General features: G+C 57.3%; 16 protein-coding genes. 5 read left to right on the forward strand and 11 right to left on the reverse strand.

The annotated features are described in order from the left end of the window. Positions 1 to 4: 4 nt before the first annotated feature. From PCAR_RS14030 to PCAR_RS14080, 11 genes are all read right to left on the reverse strand, one after another. Positions 5 to 1,360, reverse strand: coding sequence for a lipopolysaccharide assembly protein LapA domain-containing protein (locus PCAR_RS14030; RefSeq protein ID WP_011342351.1), 1,356 nt, complete (start codon positions 1,358 to 1,360; stop codon positions 5 to 7). Between the two features lie 55 nt (positions 1,361 to 1,415). Then, positions 1,416 to 1,886 carry a 23S rRNA (pseudouridine(1915)-N(3))-methyltransferase RlmH gene (rlmH, locus tag PCAR_RS14035; RefSeq protein ID WP_011342352.1) on the reverse strand — a complete coding sequence of 157 codons (471 nt, stop codon included), beginning with the start codon at positions 1,884 to 1,886 and terminating at the stop codon, positions 1,416 to 1,418. Beyond that, positions 1,883 to 2,242 carry a ribosome silencing factor gene (gene rsfS / locus PCAR_RS14040; RefSeq protein WP_011342353.1) on the reverse strand — a complete coding sequence of 120 codons (360 nt, stop codon included), beginning with the start codon at positions 2,240 to 2,242 and terminating at the stop codon, positions 1,883 to 1,885. The genes rlmH and rsfS overlap by 4 nt, the downstream gene beginning before the upstream one ends. A gap of 3 nt (positions 2,243 to 2,245) precedes the next feature. After that, entirely contained in the window at positions 2,246 to 2,902 is a 657-nt protein-coding gene (gene nadD, locus PCAR_RS14045; RefSeq protein ID WP_011342354.1) for a nicotinate-nucleotide adenylyltransferase, read from the reverse strand. A gap of 223 nt (positions 2,903 to 3,125) precedes the next feature. After that, the gene (locus PCAR_RS14050; protein ID WP_011342355.1) at positions 3,126 to 4,382 is read right to left on the reverse strand and encodes a glutamate-5-semialdehyde dehydrogenase; all 1,257 of its coding nucleotides are present in this window, start codon (positions 4,380 to 4,382) and stop codon (positions 3,126 to 3,128) included. 46 nt (positions 4,383 to 4,428) lie between these two features. Then, complete coding sequence (proB, locus tag PCAR_RS14055) at positions 4,429 to 5,550, reverse strand: glutamate 5-kinase (protein ID WP_011342356.1); 1,122 nt, start codon at positions 5,548 to 5,550, stop codon at positions 4,429 to 4,431. Positions 5,551 to 5,702: 152 nt separating this feature from the next. Continuing rightward, positions 5,703 to 6,773, reverse strand: coding sequence for a GTPase ObgE (gene obgE, locus PCAR_RS14060; RefSeq protein ID WP_011342357.1), 1,071 nt, complete (start codon positions 6,771 to 6,773; stop codon positions 5,703 to 5,705). A 203-nt stretch (positions 6,774 to 6,976) separates the two neighbouring features. Next, positions 6,977 to 7,231: a 50S ribosomal protein L27 gene (rpmA, locus tag PCAR_RS14065; protein WP_011342358.1), complete on the reverse strand. Its 255-nt coding sequence runs from the start codon at positions 7,229 to 7,231 to the stop codon at positions 6,977 to 6,979. A gap of 12 nt (positions 7,232 to 7,243) precedes the next feature. Beyond that, positions 7,244 to 7,552 carry a 50S ribosomal protein L21 gene (rplU, locus tag PCAR_RS14070; protein ID WP_011342359.1) on the reverse strand — a complete coding sequence of 103 codons (309 nt, stop codon included), beginning with the start codon at positions 7,550 to 7,552 and terminating at the stop codon, positions 7,244 to 7,246. A gap of 202 nt (positions 7,553 to 7,754) precedes the next feature. Continuing rightward, positions 7,755 to 9,266: an Rne/Rng family ribonuclease gene (locus PCAR_RS14075; RefSeq protein ID WP_011342360.1), complete on the reverse strand. Its 1,512-nt coding sequence runs from the start codon at positions 9,264 to 9,266 to the stop codon at positions 7,755 to 7,757. Positions 9,267 to 9,458: 192 nt separating this feature from the next. After that, positions 9,459 to 11,969: a TIGR03960 family B12-binding radical SAM protein gene (locus PCAR_RS14080; RefSeq protein ID WP_011342361.1), complete on the reverse strand. Its 2,511-nt coding sequence runs from the start codon at positions 11,967 to 11,969 to the stop codon at positions 9,459 to 9,461. A gap of 211 nt (positions 11,970 to 12,180) precedes the next feature. Here PCAR_RS14080 and PCAR_RS14085 point away from each other — a divergent pair, with 211 nt between their 5' ends. The 5 genes from PCAR_RS14085 to PCAR_RS14110 all read left to right on the forward strand — a co-directional run bounded on the left by PCAR_RS14085 (position 12,181) and on the right by PCAR_RS14110 (position 17,560). Continuing rightward, positions 12,181 to 12,903: a phosphatase gene (locus PCAR_RS14085; protein WP_011342362.1), complete on the forward strand. Its 723-nt coding sequence runs from the start codon at positions 12,181 to 12,183 to the stop codon at positions 12,901 to 12,903. Between the two features lie 37 nt (positions 12,904 to 12,940). Beyond that, complete coding sequence (locus PCAR_RS14090) at positions 12,941 to 13,291, forward strand: DUF4870 domain-containing protein (RefSeq protein ID WP_011342363.1); 351 nt, start codon at positions 12,941 to 12,943, stop codon at positions 13,289 to 13,291. Between the two features lie 124 nt (positions 13,292 to 13,415). Continuing rightward, positions 13,416 to 14,480 carry a branched-chain amino acid aminotransferase gene (locus tag PCAR_RS14095; protein ID WP_011342364.1) on the forward strand — a complete coding sequence of 355 codons (1,065 nt, stop codon included), beginning with the start codon at positions 13,416 to 13,418 and terminating at the stop codon, positions 14,478 to 14,480. A 359-nt stretch (positions 14,481 to 14,839) separates the two neighbouring features. Then, positions 14,840 to 16,111: an ammonium transporter gene (locus PCAR_RS14105; RefSeq protein ID WP_041531395.1), complete on the forward strand. Its 1,272-nt coding sequence runs from the start codon at positions 14,840 to 14,842 to the stop codon at positions 16,109 to 16,111. A gap of 357 nt (positions 16,112 to 16,468) precedes the next feature. Beyond that, positions 16,469 to 17,560: a glycosyltransferase family 4 protein gene (locus tag PCAR_RS14110; RefSeq protein ID WP_148204353.1), complete on the forward strand. Its 1,092-nt coding sequence runs from the start codon at positions 16,469 to 16,471 to the stop codon at positions 17,558 to 17,560. Positions 17,561 to 17,564: the final 4 nt, after the last annotated feature.

Genomic DNA, 17,564 nt, shown 5'->3' on the forward strand with positions numbered 1-17,564 from the left:
ACAGTCATGCGCTTTGTTCTCCATGATGAATCTCCCGCAAATCGCTGACGGGCGGATTCTTGATTCTTTCATACCCGGACAGGCGGCAACTGCCCCAGGCGCCGCACTCTTCGCACCGTCCGAACCATTCCGCGGACGCAGCGTTGCAGGCATCGCAGGCATATCCGAAGTTGGTGCGCCCGTCAAAATCGAGGACTTTACGGAATTCCTTGACCGATTCGTCCATGCGACTGCGGCGGACGTGAGCCTCTGCCAGCAAAAGATGCAGTTGGGGGAAATCGGCGCCGGATTTTTCGATTTCCGACAGCTGCTCGAGGGCTTCCTCAACCATTTCCAGGCGCAGGCAGAACTTGCCGTAATACAATCGCAACAACAAATCCTCTGGCCGGTTTAGAGCGGTGGTACGATAAAAGTCGAGTAGTTCGGTGGGATTTTCGGTGGCCATGGCCAGATCTTCCAGGCGCGCCAGGAAAACCGCCTCGCCAAAACGCCGGTAACCTTCCTGCCAGACGCCTGCAGCTTCCTGGGGTTGTCCGGCAACCTCCCAGGCATCGCCCAGCAGTACGCGGGCCGCGACGAAGTCGGGTTGATCCTTGACCAGAGCTTTCAAATCGGCTGCGGCCGTATCGGCGCGGCCGGACTCCAGTACCATGCGTGCCGTTTCCAGACGCAACCCGCAGCGGATCCGCTGCTCCTGGTTATCGGGCGTGCCCCCGAGTTTTTTAAGTAATCGTTTTTGCAGGTCGGACGCTTCGTTCCAGAGTTCGCTGCGCATATGCAAATCGCGCAAACGCCGCAAGGCTTCCAGATTATCCGGTTCCACGGCAAGAATGGAGCGATAAGTCGCCACGGCATCTTCCACCTGGTCGGCTGCAAGGTAGGTATCGGCAAGCAAAAACAGCACCTGCAGATTTTCCGCCGACTGCTTGCGAGCCTTGAGCAGATATTCCAAGGCTTCGGACGGCTGACCTTCGGCACGGCATACCCGCGCCATGGCCTGCAGCACCTCCAGCTGGGTGCCATCCTGACCATGGGCCTTAAGCAATAAACGCCGGGACTTTTTCAAGTCCCCGGAAACCAGGCGCCCCATGGCCTGTCGATAGAGGTCCATGACACTGCGGTGGCGCTTTTCCGTACGTTTGCGACGCCAATCCCGTACCAGGTGTCCCGTAGCACCGTAAATGTAGAGCAGGTAACCGATCAGCAGGCCCGACAGTACCGAGGCCGCCACGACCACGGCCAGCGAAGAGGTGAACTCGTTACCGAACCAGTAGAACACCGCAACGGTCTGAGGATTGAGAATGTAAAAAAGCAAAAAGAAAATAATCAGCACGAGAAAAACAAACGCCATCAAAATCATGATTTCCCCCTCCTTCGGCTCGACGGGAGGCTTGAGCCGACGGCCAGACAAAACGTCAACGGTTATGGTACGGCTCGTTTCTCACAATGGTAAAACCGCGATACAACTGCTCAAGCAGCACCAAACGGGCCATCTGATGGGTCAAAGTCATCTCCGACAGAGACATCAGCATGTCAGCGCGCTGTTTGACCTCATCACAAAGGCCGTAGGCTCCACCGATAATCAGGGTCAACTCGGGAGTCGACTCCATCATATGCCGTTCGAGTAAAGCGGCCAGCTTTTCCGATGATACGGAACGACCACGCTCATCCAACGCGATCACAAAAGATCCCGCCGGAATTTTTTCAAGAATCCTGCGCCCTTCCTGGCGGCGAATATATTCCGCATCGTTTTTGCCGCTCTTTTCTTCCTTCAGCTCCACAATGCGCACGGGAAGGTAGCGCTGCAGACGCGCTTCGAAATCGGCCGCGCCTTCGCGCAGGTAACCGATGGAGAGGCGCCCCACGCAAAGCAGGCAGATCTTCATGCTCCCTCGATTTCCTCGATGGGCACTTCCGGCGCTTCGGTCCAGAGTCCCTCCAGATCATAATACTGGCGGACCGCCTGCTGAAAGACATGGACCATGACATCACCGTAATCCAGCAGCACCCAGCGTCCTTCCTGCTTGCCTTCGACGGCCAGGGGCATCACGTCATGTTCTTTTTTCATACCGAGTTCGATGGATTCCGCAATGGCCCCCACCTGACGATCCGATCCCCCCGAAACGATCAACAGGAAATCAGTCAACGACGACTTTCCGGTAACATCCAGCAAGCGGACGTCGAAAGCCTTTTTATCCAGAGCATAGGAGGCGCACAAAAGCGCTTGTTGTTTAGCTTGCAAAGTTTACGACCTTTCTTGGCTGCGGTAGAGACCGTGCCGATAAATATAATGTTCAACCCCGGACGGCAGCAGATAACGAATGGAACGACCTGCAGCCACCAGTTGCCGAATATGCGTCGAGGAAATATCGAGAAATGTTTCTTCCAGGAAAATCACCACATGGCCGCTTTGATGGCGCAGCATGTGAGCGTTTTCATCGTAACAGAACTGTTCCTGTATGACAACGGGCAGCAACCGTAACGGATCGTCGCAGGGGCTGCCGGGACGGGCCGCCACCACCAGGTTGGTCAGTTCGAACAGGCGCGGAAAATCCTTCCAGATCCCGAGGGATCGATAGGAATCCATGCCGATAATGAAATAAAACTCGTCCCGCGGGTATTCCTGTCGCAGCAGCTCCAGGGTATGAACGGAATAGCTTTTGCCCGCGCGCCGGTTTTCCAGATCGGTCACCGCGAAGTCGGGATTATCGGCAATGGCGGCCGCCACCATGGCGTGGCGGTCGGCAAACGGAATCTCGCCGGCCAACTCCTTGTGCGGCGGTGTCGCCGCCGGTATGAACAGAATGCGGTCGAGTCGGCAGCGTTCCCGCACCTCCTCGGCGATACGCAGATGCGCCGAATGGATGGGGTTGAAAGTTCCGCCGAGGATGCCGAGTTTCATGGTGCGATCCGTTTTCGCCTGCAAATTTCCGAGACTTAGATTTTAGCCGATATTCTTGAAAAAAAAGCACATACCGGCATTAACCGCTGAGACCGCAAAGTACGCAGAGAAAAACAGTATCTATCATAAAGAACTCTTATCTCTGCGAGCTTTGCGGTTAATTTGACCCTGGATGTCACAAGGAACCAAAATCAGGCAGGGCCTTGTGCGGGACAATCTTGTTTTACTCCCTGACCTGGCCTTCCCCGAACACGATAAACTTGCGGGTGGTCAGATCCTCCAGCCCCATGGGTCCGAAGGAGTGCAGTTTGGTGGTGGAAATACCGATCTCCGCCCCCAAACCGAACTGATTGCCGTCGGAAAAACGCGATGAAGCATTGACCATCACCACGCTGGAGTTGATTTCGCGCAAAAACCGCTGGGAATTGGGATAATTCCGGGTAACGATGACTTCCGTATGCAGGGAGCTGTATTGCTGGATGTGCGCGATGGCTGCATCCAGACCGTCCACCACCTTGACCGCCAGAATCAGGTCGAGATATTCCGCCCCCCAGTCCGAATCAACGGCAGGCGTGGTGCCGGGAGCCAGGCGGCAGGTCTCGGCGCAACCGCGCAATTCGACCCCCAACTCGCCAAGCACGCGGGCGATACGCGGCACGAAAACCTCGGCGGCATCCTTGTGAATCAGCAAGGTTTCCATGGCATTGCAGACGCCCGGACGCTGAACCTTGGCATTGACGCAGATTTTTTCAGCCATATCGAAATCGGCATCGGCGTCGACGAAGGAATGGCAGACCCCCTTGTAATGCTTGATTACCGGAATGCGCGAATTTTCACTGACAAAACGGATCAGCCCTTCGCCGCCGCGCGGAATGATCAAATCGATGTAATCTTCCTGTTTGAGCAACTCGGTGACCGCCGCCCGGTCCGTGGTGCCGACCAGTTGCAGAGCACCCGCGGGCAATCCCAGGGCCGCCAGTACGCCTTTGAGCACCCCGGCGATGGCACGGTTGGAATGGATCGCTTCGGACCCGCCGCGCAACACCACGGCATTGCCGCTTTTCAGACACAGGCCGGCAGCATCGGCGGTAACGTTGGGCCGCGACTCGTAAATGATGCCGATCACCCCCAGAGGGATGCGCATGCGTCCGACCTGAATTCCGTTGGGACGACGCCACATGCCGGTTACTTCCCCGACCGGATCGGGCAGTTCGGCCACCTCGCGCAGGCCGTCGGCCATACCCTGAATACGTGCCTCGTCAAGACGCAAGCGATCGAGCATGGCATCGGACAGCCCTTTTTCCCGACCCGCTTCAAGATCCTTGGCATTTTCCGCCATCAAGGCCGTGGTCGCCGCCACCAGGGCATCGGCCATGCCTTTGAGCAGATCGTTCTTGACCGTCGTCGACACCTGGGCCAGAGTCCGCGAGGCATCTCTTGCTTCTTTTGCCAATTGCTTTATTTCGTCCTGCAGCGTCATCAGTATCTCCTGTCATAAGCATGAATCTCTACACGCCTGGGCATGGTCATTTTTTTACCACCAGGTTATCGCGATGAACCACCTCATCGCCGTATTTATAGCCGAGAACAACCTCGATTTCCGACGAGTTGCGCCCCATGATACGTTCCAGTTCCTGCCGCGAATAACTGGCGATGCCTTTGGCGAAGACGCGCCCTTCGGCATCGCAGATACGCACCGCATCGCCGCGATCGAACTTGCCCTCGATAGAGAAAATCCCCGAAGGCAAGAGACTTTTTCCTTTTTCCGCCACGGCCCGGCGTGCGCCTTCGTCGACCAGCAATTTACCGCGACTGGCCTTGCTGAAAGAAATCCAGTGTTTGCGAGCCGTCATGTGCTGGGGCACCGGCAGAAAGAAGGTTCCCAGTTCCTCGCCGGCCATGAGTTTGGGCAACACTCCCGCCTGGCGCCCGTCGACAATAATGGTTCCGACGCCGTAAAGCGTCGCCCGCTTGGCGGCCTCGACCTTGGTTGCCATCCCCCCGGTACCTACCACGGAACCGGCTCCCCCGGCCATTTGTTCAATGTCTTCCGTGATACGTTCGATCACCGAAAACTTCCGCGCGGCAGGATTGGTTTTGGGATTGCTGTCGTAGAGGCCGTTCACGTCCGACAGAATGATCAGCAGATCGGCCTCGGCCAGCGAAGTGGTCAAAGCGGATAGATTATCATTATCCCCGAAACGGATCTCCTCGACCACCACCGTGTCGTTTTCGTTGATAACCGGAACCACGCCGTACTCAAGAAGCGTCATGAGGGTGTTGCGGGCATTGAGAAACCGTCGGCGGTTCGCAAGATCGTCCCGGGTGAGAAGGATCTGCCCCACGCAACGACCGCACGGGCGGAAGGCATCCTTCCAGGCCCGCATCAGACGGCTTTGGCCGATGGCGGCGGCCGCCTGTTTGAGGGGGATGGTGGGCGGCCGACCGACAATGCCGAGTTCGCCCTTGCCAGTAGCCACAGCGCCGGAAGAGACCAGCACCACCTCGTAGCCCTGGGAAAGCAACGCGCAGATATCCCGGGACAAGGAACCGATCACGTCGAGATCGAGTCCATCCTGACCGAAAATCACTCCGCTACCGACCTTGATAACGATCCGTTTAACCTGGGACAAAAGGTCTTTGCGCATAGCGTTCCACTCTCCACCACGGATAAGACACACCGTGCAAACGAGCTTAGAAAATCCGCCATTTTCTCCACCCCGAAAATGGCCTCTGCAGATCAAACTGCAGGGAATAACAATAAAAAGGGGGAAAGTTTACTCACCCCCCGAGCCTCTTGTCAAGACAGGTCCGGCTGCCAGGGCTCGTCCTCTTCGGCGGCCTTTTGGTCGGCTTGCAGGCGAGACGCGCGTAACTTTTCCAATTCCCGCGCCACCTCGGCGACCAACTCCTTGAGACCTTCGCCGGTCACAGCGGATATGGCCAGAGTTCGGATGCCTTCGGCCGCAAATGCGGCACGCACCGCATCGAGCCTTTCGCGGACCTCGGAGACATCGATTTTGCTCAACACCACCAACTGCGGTTTTTCCATCAACTCGGGATTATGGCGCGCCAGTTCCCGGTTGATGAGGGCAAACCGCTCCATGGGATCGCCCTCTTGCAGATCGGACAGATCGACCAGATGCAAAAACAGATCGGTGCGCTCCACATGGCGTAAAAAGCGCGTGCCAAGGCCATGCCCCTCGCTGGCGCCTTCGATCAGCCCGGGGATATCGGCCATGACGAAGGTCTTGAAACCGCCGCAACGCACTACCCCGAGATTGGGCACCAGAGTCGTAAAAGGGTAGTCGGCAATTTTGGGACGAGCCGCCGAAACCGCGGAAATAAGCGTCGACTTGCCGGCGTTGGGCATCCCGAGCAAACCGACATCGGCAAGCAGCTTCAACTCAAGCCGCAACCAGCGTTCCTCGCCTTCGACCCCCGGTTGCACATGGCGGGGAGCACGGTTGGTGGAGGTGGCAAAACGTGCGTTGCCCCGTCCGCCCATGCCACCGCGCACCACCACCAGCTCATGGCATCCTTCGGTGAGGTCCGCCAGCAGTTCATCGGTTTCGGCATCGTAAACCAGCACGCCGGGCGGCACACGGATTTCCAGATCTTCGCCGTTTTTACCGTGACAGTTTTTGCCCATGCCGTGAGCGCCGCGCTGGGCCTTATAATGGATCTGGTAGCGCAGATCGAGCAGCGTACCCAGGCCTTCATCGACCCGCAGCACAATATTGCCGCCACGCCCGCCGTCGCCGCCATCCGGCCCGCCCTTCGGGATAAACTTCTCGCGCCGGAAAGAAAGGCAGCCGCGGCCGCCGTCTCCGGCCTTGACATGTATTTTGACCCTATCGATAAATTTCATAATACTCTTTTATGGCTACCAGCGCATCCGAATCCGTCCATTCCCTGCATCGCCGCACCGCTTCGCTGACAGCGGTTGTCGCCTTGCCCTGGTTATGAGAATAGGACAGCATTCAAAAAACAAAAGCCCGAAGCTCTCCAACTGGGGAACCACGGGCCTTGTTCTTTGTCGCATTGACTTGAATGACAGTCTGTCCTCGCTTTTTACTGCGCGTAGACGCTGACCTTCTTCTTATCCTTGCCTTTGCGTTCAAACGACACCACGCCGTCGACAAGGGCATACAGAGTATAGTCCTTGCCGCAACCGACATTGGCGCCAGGATGAATGGTCGTGCCACGCTGCCGTACCAGAATCGAGCCTGCAGTCACTTGCTGACCGCCGAAGCGCTTGACTCCAAGGCGCTTACCGGCACTATCACGACCGTTTTTTGAACTACCACCGGCTTTCTTGTGAGCCATGGATAAACCTCCTTAAGCCTCGATGCCTGTAATTTGCAGGCGAGTGATGGGCTGACGGTGTCCGTAGGTCTTGCGATAGCCTTTGCGCCGCTTGCTGTGAAATACCAGCACTTTTTTGTCTTTGCCCTGTTGTACAATGCGGGCTGTGACTTTCGCTCCAGGCAATAGAGGTGTCCCGATCTTTACCTCTTCTCCGCCGACCATGAGGACCTCGTCCAGTTCGATGGTATCACCCACCGCGCCTTCAATTTTCTCGATCTTTACCAGATCGCCTTCGGAAACTTTATACTGTTTTCCCCCGGTCTTGATCACCGCATACATCCCGTATCACCTCACTTTTTTTGGGTATTTCGGTTCAACTCTCCATATCGCCAGCCGGCCCGTCCATCCCGCGGTCTCTCGTATTCAGCAACAACCCCTCAGGGTGCGGCAGATGAAATCCCGGAACGGAAGACGCAACTAACCCCATGCGGCGAACCGAACACGCAATATAGCCTCGAATCTTCCGAACTGTCAAGAAGAATTAGTTGCAAAGAATCTCAAACTGTTCCTGGTGAAAATCAAACCGGGCCGTAATCGCGATCTGCTTGCCGTAGGCCTGTTCCAGATCGTCGATCTCCCAGCGTTCCTCATCACAGATCACCGATGCGATACTTGGGTGCACCAACAGCGTCACCTGCGCCCCCGCAAGATTGCGGATCTCGCGCCGCAGCTCCCGGAAAATCTCGTAGACCATGGTCGAGCGACTCTTGACGTACCCCTTGCCTTCGCAATAAGGGCAGGGTTCGCACAAGGTGCGGGTCAGGTTTTCGCGCACGCGTTTGCGGGTCATCTCGACCAATCCCAATTCGGAGATTTTCAAGATATTGGTCTTGGCCCGATCCCCTTTGAGAGCTTCTTCGAGCGCCACGTAGACCTTCTCGCGATGCGCCTCTTTTTCCATATCGATAAAATCGATAATGATAAGGCCGCCGATATTGCGCAAACGCAACTGATAGGCAACCTCCTTGACCGCTTCAAGATTGGTCTTGAGGATCGTATCCTCGAGATTATGCTTGCCGACGAAACGCCCGGTATTAATATCGATGGCGGTCAGCGCCTCGGTCTGCTCGATGATGATATAACCGCCGCTCTTGAGCCAGACCTTGCGCCCCAGCGCCCGATCGATCTCCACTTCCAGCCCGAAGGCGTCGAACACAGGCTCGTCGCCTTCGTACAGCTCGATAACATAGGTGAGCTTGGGCATGAAGGTTTCGATGAAACGAACAATCTTGTCATACTCGCGCGAAGAGTCGACCACAATCCGCCGCACATCTTCGGTAAGGATATCCCGCAGCACCTTGCTGGTCACATCAAGATCCGAATAGATCAGACAAGGCGCGCCTTTATGGTCACGCAGGGAACAGATGCCGTTCCACAGCCCGGCCAGAAACTCCATATCGGAGCGCATATCCTCGGCACTCTTGCCTTCGGCGGCGGTACGCACGATAAAACCGGATCCAGGGGAACGCATCTCTTCGATAAGTTCGCGCAGCCGCTCTTTTTCCTCCTCATTTTCGATACGTCGGGAAATGCCCACATGGTCGACGGTGGGCATATACACCAGGTGCCGTCCAGGCAGTGAAATATGGGCGGTAATCCGGGCGCCTTTGGTGCCGATGGGCTCCTTGGAGACCTGCACCAGCACTTCCTGGCCCTCCTTCAGCAGATCCTCGATAGGCGGCAGGGCAGCCGAGTCCCGGCCTTCCTCATCCGGCAAACCGTTTTCATTCTCCCCTTCGTCGATAAATCGTTCCAGGGCCTGCATTTGATCGAGCACGTCGGCAACATACAGGAATGCGGCCTTTTCCAGACCGATATCGACAAACGCGGCCTGCATACCGGGAAGCACCCGCAGCACCTTACCTTTATAAATGTTTCCGACGATCCCCCGTTCGCGGGTGCGCTCGATGTACAACTCGGCGATATGGCCGTTTTCGAGCAAAGCCACGCGCGTTTCGTGGGATGTGGTATTGATGACCAGATCTTTGGTCATGGCACCTCCAATGCGTAGTCCAAACCAGCCTGCTAACGTCGGAACCAGGTGCGGCGTCCCGCCGGCTTCTGAACTTATTTGCTGAAATTTGATGTTATCGAAATCACAATCGGATCAGATGCAGAACCTTTCCATGGCGAATCGACATGCATGCGGACCATTTAATCCGGCGCATATCGATCATTATACCTGTTATTCGGATGAAGGTTCCCGGTCCACCGTCACCGAGACCTTGCGCACCGGCAGTCTGGCCGCTTCTTCGACGGGCAGCTCGAACAACCAGCCCAGCAACGGCATCGGGCTGCCTTTGGTCAGCGTCAGCCATAACGCCCCATCTTCAATATGCGCCCCTTCGATCGCCGGTCGCAGATCCAAGGTCTTCTCCCGCCCCTTTTTCAAGCGGGTCACCAGCAATTCATCCAGCCCGTGCAGCCTTTCGACGCGCTCCGATAAAGCCTCCAGGCGCCCGGCCGGAACTTCAACCCGATAAACGGAGTTGCGGATAGCCACCGCCGGCGCGGGAGCTTTCCACGGCACGCTTTGGGCGCCCAGCACCTCCACACCCTTGGGAAGCTGGGCGTTAAAAGCCGCCATTACCGCTTCGGGCTCACAATACCGATAAAGTTTCACATCGATAATTTCGGCATCGCTTTCGACACCGGTGGGCAGTGCGTCAGGGAACGATATCTGCGGCTGAGGGTGAAAGCCTCCGGAGAAACGCACCGGAAGATTGGCGCGCCGCGCGGCACGATGAAACAGCGCCATGAAATCGAGGTGGCCGACAAAACGCACCCGCCCCTGTTTGCGCACCCGCAGGCGAATCCTGCAAAGCTGCTCGGGCGTCTCCGCCCCATCGGTCGCCGGCCGCTCGAGGTGGATACCCGGCGCGGCGAGACGTGGCCGCAAACGCGAAAAGTCACACACCCCGCAGCCGGAGCAGTCTCCCGAGCGGCAATCCGGCGTATAGTCGCAACGCAGCGCCCGCCGCCGCTCAGTCAGCAGAAAATCCTCGGCAAAGCCGCAGTCGATATGAGACCAGGGCAAAACCTCATCCTCGCCGCGCTCCCGCAGATACCATTGCGGATCGATACCGCATTCGGCAAAAGCCTGCTGCCAGAGATCGAAGCGAAAATGTTCCCGCCAGCCGTCAAACCGGCAGCCCAAAGCCACGGCCCGTTGCAGCACCTTACCCAACCGGCGATCCCCTCGGGCAAAGACCCCCTCCATAAAAGACATCTGGGCTTCGTGCCATTTCAAACGCAGCTTTTTACTCCGCAGGGCGTCACGCAGATAGGCCTGACGGGAAAGGGTTTCCTCCACCCCCAGCTGGGCCTCCCACTGAAAAGGCGTATGCGGTTTCGGCACAAACGTCGACACCGAAACATTGACGTCGGCACCGCCCTCCGTACCCTTGCCGGCACGCTTGACCCGAGCCGCCAGATCGACGATGGCCGCGAGATCCTCCTCGGTTTCGGTCGGCAGCCCCATCATGAAATAGAGCTTGATCACCCGCCAGCCCAGTCCGAAGGCGGCGCGCGCCGTTTCCAGCAGGTCCTCCTCGGTGATGCCCTTATTGATAACCTGGCGCATCCGCTCGCTGCCGGCTTCCGGCGCCAGGGTAAAGCCGGTCTTACGCACCTTGCGCACTTCCTCCATCAGCTCTTCGGTCAGGGATCCGACCCGCAGACTGGGCAAGGATAGCGCAACCCGCTCCTGCCGATAGCGATCCATCAGCCCTTTGAGCAAAGGCCCGATTTGACTGTAATCCCCCGTCGACAGGGACAACAGCGACACCTCCTCATAGCCGGAACAGGCCAAGGCGGCTGCAATATTGTCGGCAATCGCCTGGGGATCGCGCTCCCGCACCGGGCGGGTGACGAACCCGGCCTGACAAAACCGGCAGCCGCGGGTACAACCGCGCGTAATCTCGACCGCCACACGATCGTGTACCGTATTCATAAAAGGCACCAGCGGCCGGTTTGATGAACAGGTACGGTTAAGGTCGGCAATCACCCTGCGCCGTACCCGATCACGGGCAGCATCAAGGGGGCGAATAGCAGCCACGGTGCCGTCGGCATGGTAGGTCACGTCAAACAAAGAGGGGACATAAACCCCTTCGATGGCGGCCAGGCGGCGCAGCAGGGCGGCACGCTCCTCCCCGGCGAGACGTGAGGCGCGTACCGCTTGGCAAAGCTCGACAATCGCCTCTTCACCGTCGCCGACCACCGCACAATCGATAAAATCCGCCAGCGGCTCGGGATTAAGCGCCCCGGGACCGCCCGCCACGATCAACGGATCCCCTTCGCCCCTCTGATCGCGGCGCAGCGGGATGCCACCCATTTCAAGCATATTCAGCACGTTGCTGTAGGACAGTTCGTACTGCAAGGTGAAGCCGAGAATCTGAAAATCGGCCAGGGCGCGACGCGACTCCAGCGAGGTCAGGGGCAGGCCGCCTTTGCGCAGATCCGCCTCAAGGTCGGGCCAGGGGGCATAAACGCGTTCGGCCAACGCCCAGTCGAGGTCGTTGACCGCATGATAGAGCAGAGGCAGGCCGATGTGACTCATACCCACCTCGTAAACATCCGGAAAAGCCAGCGCGAGGGTTACGTCAATCGACTGCCAATCCTTTCGCACACTGCCGAGTTCGTCGCCCAGGTAACGGGCCGGCCGGCTGACCTGATGCAAAAATTCGTCTAGATTCATATAATATTCAACCCTGTCGGGAATGTAAGGAGCTGTTGTCGGGAAAAGAATGGATTGTTATAGCACGATAGTCCTCCCGGAAACAACATAAGGGCCACTTCCGGATGACACTCCCGGAATTGTGTCCTTCACGCTGCCATGCTAAAATGCCGGTCTTGTCCAAAGCAACACCCCCCGCCTCATCGCGGGGGCTCACCGGAAAGGACCACCTATGACATCCACACTTAAGGCCGAAGTCGACCTGCACGTCCACAGCCTGGCTTCGGGGCATGCCTACAGCACCATCAACGAGATCGCGGCCGAGGCGGCCCGGCGCGGGTTGCGCGGCGTCGCCATGACCGACCATGGCCCCAACATGCCCGCCGCTCCTCACCCCTATCATTTCGAATGCCTGTACATGATCCCCGACCACCTGTGCGGCGTGCGTATCTTCAAGGGCGCGGAAACCAACATTATCGGACCGGGTCAGGTCGACCTCGAAGACCGCCTGCTGGAAAAAATGGATCTGGTACTGGCGGGATTCCACCGTCATTGCGGCTACGGCCCCAGCGAGCTCCAGGCCAACACACGTGCCGTACTGGAACTGATGGAAAACCCGCGCATTCACATCATATGTCATCCCGGCAACCCCGAGTACCCCCTCGACTACGAAGCGGTCGCACGCCAAGCGGCAGCTACCGGCACCGCCCTGGAGTTGAACAACTCTTCTTTCGTCACAAGTCGCGTCGGCAGCGCCGACAATTGCCGTCTGATCGCCAAACTCTGCGCCCGCTTCCACAGCCCCGTATCCCTCGGCAGTGATGCGCATATCGCCCAGAGCGTAGCCAGCTTCGGCCATGCCCTCGACGCCCTGAACGCAGCCGGCATCGCACCGGAACAAATCGTCAACCGCACCCTGGAAACGACTCTGGACTTCCTGGGCATGAACACCTGAGGACAACGCCCAGCAGGAGCCGCAAAGGACATACAGGATGGAGCAACCGCAGACCACCCATCGCAACTGGGCCACCCTCTGCCATCTGTCAGGCATGGCCGGATTCTTGTTCACCCCCCTGGTCTTTATCCTGGGACCATTGATCATCTGGCTGGTCAAGCGCAACGATGATGCCGAGGTCGATCGCCACGGCAAGGAAGCGCTCAACTTTCAAATCAGCATGATGATCTACAGCCTCGCCGTCACTCCGCTGGCATTCCTGCTCATCGGCCTGCCCCTGCTCCTTTTATTGGCCGCATTCGACTTCATCATGATCATCGTGGCGGCGGTACGCTGCAAAAACGGAGAACCCGTTCACTATCCGCTGACGATTCGCTTCCTCACTTGACATCATACCCGGCACCCCCTCAACCGAGTTTTGAGGACATGAAACTCCTTGCCAGCGGCTGTTTGGATATGCTAAACCTCGAGAATGTTTTGGCATTACTTTTCAAGGATCGGAGGCATGCCCCATGGAGATTGAAATTCAGCCTGTCACCCAACCGAAGGCTCACATAGAAGATGAAACCAAGCTGGTATTCGGTCGCCAATTCACCGACCGCATGTTCGTCATGGAATACGATAGCGGCAAAGGATGGCATTCGGCGCGCATCCAGCCCTACGCCCCCTTCACCCTCGATCCGGCAGCCCTGGTGCTGCATTACGCCCAGGAAATCTTCGAAGGCCTGAAAGCTTTCCGCCGGCAGGATGGATCCATTGCCCTGTTTCGCCCCAAAGACAACATCCGCCGCTTCAATCAAAGCGCCAGCCGCCTGTGCATGCCGCCCGTCGACGAAGAGTTCTTCCTCAAGGCACTCAAGGAACTGATCCGCCTGGAATCCGACTGGGTGCCCCACAGCGAAGGCACCAGTCTCTATATCCGCCCCACCATGATCGCCACCGAGGCGGTACTGGGCGTCAAGCCCTCGAATAAATACCTGTGCTACATCATCCTTTCGCCGGTCGGCGCGTACTACAAAGGCGGCTTCAAACCGGTAAAGATCTGGATCGCCGATGAATTTATTCGCAGCGCTCCGGGCGGCACCGGCGAAGTCAAGTGCGGCGGCAACTACGCCGCCAGCCTGCTCGCCGCCAAAGAAGCCGCAGCCCGAGGGTTTGACCAGGTACTTTGGCTCGATGCGGTGGAACGCAAATATGTCGAAGAGGTCGGCAGTATGAACATCTGCTTTCTCTACGACGGCAAAATTGTAACCTCGCCTCTGCACGGCACCATTCTCAACGGCGTCACACGTCGTTCCATCCTGCAACTTGCCACCGAAATGGGCTACGATATCGAGGAACGCGCAATGAGCGTCAACGAGCTTCTCGAAGGCGCCGAATCGGGTCGACTGACCGAAGCCTTCGGCACCGGCACAGCTGCCGTGGTCAGCCCGGTAGGCCAACTGACGTACAAAGACCGCACCGTAACGATCGGAAACGGCCAGATGGGCGAACTCACCCTGAAGCTTTACAAAGCCCTGACCGGCATTCAATACGGTCAGCAGCCCGACACCCACGACTGGGTCGTCGAGATCTGATCCGCCGGCCAACAAACACACTCCGAAAGCACACTCCGAGCCCCCGCCCATGCGGGGGCTTTTTGTCAGACGTCCCCCACGCCCCCACCCGATCAATGCCTCCATTATGGGCACACGTGCCTATTTTGGAAGCAATTTTTCCCTAATGCGCACCCGCGCATCGCCCAAACCACTGATTTTACAGTACAAATGAAATTGGTTCGAGGCTTGCTATACTGGTATCGATAATCGGGACAATGTCGGCCCCGATACCCAGCATCAAAGCCGGGACAATGTCAGCCCCGACGAACATATCAACAACCGGGACAATGTCAGCCCCGACAGGCGTAACGACGCAAAGACGCAATGGAGGAAAACAGATGTTTCGCATTCCCTTTATCCTAGCCACCGCACTCTCCCTAACAGCGCTGCCAGCCATGGCTCAGGCTGCAGAAAGCGCCAACCCGGGCGATACCGCCTGGATGCTTATTTCCACCGCACTGGTTTTTCTTATGATGCCCGGCCTGGCCCTGTTTTACGCCGGCATGGTACGCGCCAAAAATGTCCTTTCCACCAGCATGCACACCTTTGCCGCACTGGCGATTATCGGTGTGCAATGGGTGGTCATCGGCTACAGCCTGGCATTCGGAGGCGAAGGTCCTCTGATCGGCGGATTCGGCAACATGTTTTTAAACGGCATCACCCCAGGCAGCTTAGAAGGCACCATCCCCACCTATGTGTTTGTCATGTTCCAGGGCATGTTCGCCATCATTACGGCTGCGCTCATTTCCGGAGCCGTGGCCGGCCGCATGAAGTTTTCCAGTTACTGCATTTTCATTCTTCTGTGGTCCACTCTGGTTTACGATCCGCTGGCGCACTGGGTTTGGGGATCAGGCGGCTGGTTGCTTGAAATGGGGGCCCTCGATTTCGCCGGCGGTACTGTTGTCCATCTTTCATCCGGCCTTTCAGCGTTACTGCTGGCAATATTTCTGGGCAAACGACACGGCTTTCCCCATGAACGCATGGCTCCCCATAACCTGCCCATGACCCTGCTTGGGGCGGGCTTGCTATGGTTCGGCTGGTTCGGCTTCAATGCCGGCAGTGCCCTGTCTGCTGGGGCTAACGCCGGTCTCGCTTTCGCCACCACCCAGACCGCAGCTGCGGCCGGTGCCCTCTCCTGGCTGCTGCTCGAATGGCGGCTGGCTGGCAAGCCCAGCGCACTGGGCGCAGCTTCTGGGATCGTGGCCGGCCTGGTCGTGGTTACTCCTGCCGCCGGCTTTGTCACTCCCGGATGGGCTCTGGTCATGGGCCTCATGGCGGGCGCCGTCTGCTACGGCGGCGTCATGCTCAAACACAAACTCGGCTATGACGACTCTCTGGATGCCTTCGGCGTACACGGCATCGGCGGTGCTTTCGGCGCCGTCGCCACAGGTATCTTCGCCACCGTGGGCGCCACCAGCCTGCTTACCGGCGACCTGCACCAGCTCTGGATTCAGATCGTTGGCGTACTGGCAGCGGGGGCCTACGCCGTCATTGTCACCATCGCCCTACTGTGGATCCTCAAGAAAACCATCGGCCTGCGCGTCAACCACGACGAGGAGATCATTGGCCTCGATCAGACCCTGCATTCCGAAAGCGGATACGACTTATAACCCAGCCTCGGGTTCATGGCCTGGCGCCCCTGCTCCCGGGGGCGCCAGGCAATTTTTCCGGCAAACCTTTGTGCACGACAAGCCGCACAGAACGTCACCGCTTGTGCGCGAACCAACCGCCCCGCCAGCAAACAGACAAGAACACCTTGCGGACGCCCTGCCCGCGCCACCACGCCCCCGCGGCGACACAACCTGCCCCTCCCCCCCCTGCCCAAACGTATACCTGCCCCACTCACCTTTCGGTGCAATCCTTGCTAATAAAACCGTGGTAAAAAACATGACAATGCCCATGCCTGTACAACGCATCCATTGATTTACCGGATTAATTGCATAAAATATTGAAATGCCTTAAACATATTGACGCCCATAAATCTGATCCGATTCAAGGCAGACAGCCCAAGATTAAACTTGGCAATTACCAACGATCCCGGTTTCCGAATTCGACGACACAAAATGAATGTACTCTTCCTTGTACCAAGAATAGATAAAGCAAGCACAAGATACCGGGTTCTCCAGTATCTGCCCTTTCTCGAAACCAAAGGCATCGGATACTCCATAAAAGAGCTTTCCAAAAAAAAACGTCACTGGCTTCACCTGGCCAGGGACATCCATGAAGCGGATGTCGTTTTTATACAGAAAAAACTCTTCTCTTTTATCGAAATATCCTTCATCCGGCGCATCGCCCATAGGATCATCTTCGACCTTGACGATGCGATCATGTTCAAAGATGCTCCCGGCAATCGCCTCGCGCAACGCCGGCAGTCCAAACGTTTCGCCTCGATGGCCCGACATGCCGATCTGATCATTTGCGGCAACCGATACCTGCAAGAAAAAACATCAAAACATAGCTCCGACATCCGGATTCTGCCAACGCCCATCGACATGCACCGCTACATGGTGAAAGATCCAACCCGAAACCAAGGCACCCCCTTCACCATTGGTTGGATCGGCAGCAAAGTAACCCTAAAATATCTGAAGGACATCTCGCCGGCGTTGTCAGCACTCGCCAAAAGACACCCGGAGATTCAATTAAAAATCGTCGCCGATGATTTTTTTGACGTAGAGGGCATGCAGGTCATCAAACAACCGTGGTCCGAGGAAAGAGAAATAGAAGATCTGCATTCCTTTGATGTCGGCATCATGCCACTGACCGACGACCCATGGGCCAGGGGAAAATGCGGCTTTAAACTGCTGCAATGCATGGCTGTTGGCGTTCCCGTCATTTGTTCCCCCGTAGGGATGAACCGGGACATCGTCACGGACGGGGTGGATGGTTTCTGGGCGAGTTCCCAAAAGGAGTGGACAGAGAAGCTTTCCGCCATCATAGAAGACAGGGAGCTTCGTGATACCATGGCGAAACGTGGTAGAAAAAAGGTGGAGGACACCTATTCCCTTGCGATCCATGCCAAACAAATGATCCGCCACTTAAAGGAAGCCGGACAACCGTGAAACT

Origin of the sequence: Syntrophotalea carbinolica DSM 2380 (assembly GCF_000012885.1) — a bacterium.
Taxonomy (GTDB): Bacteria; Desulfobacterota; Desulfuromonadia; order Desulfuromonadales; family Syntrophotaleaceae; genus Syntrophotalea; species Syntrophotalea carbinolica.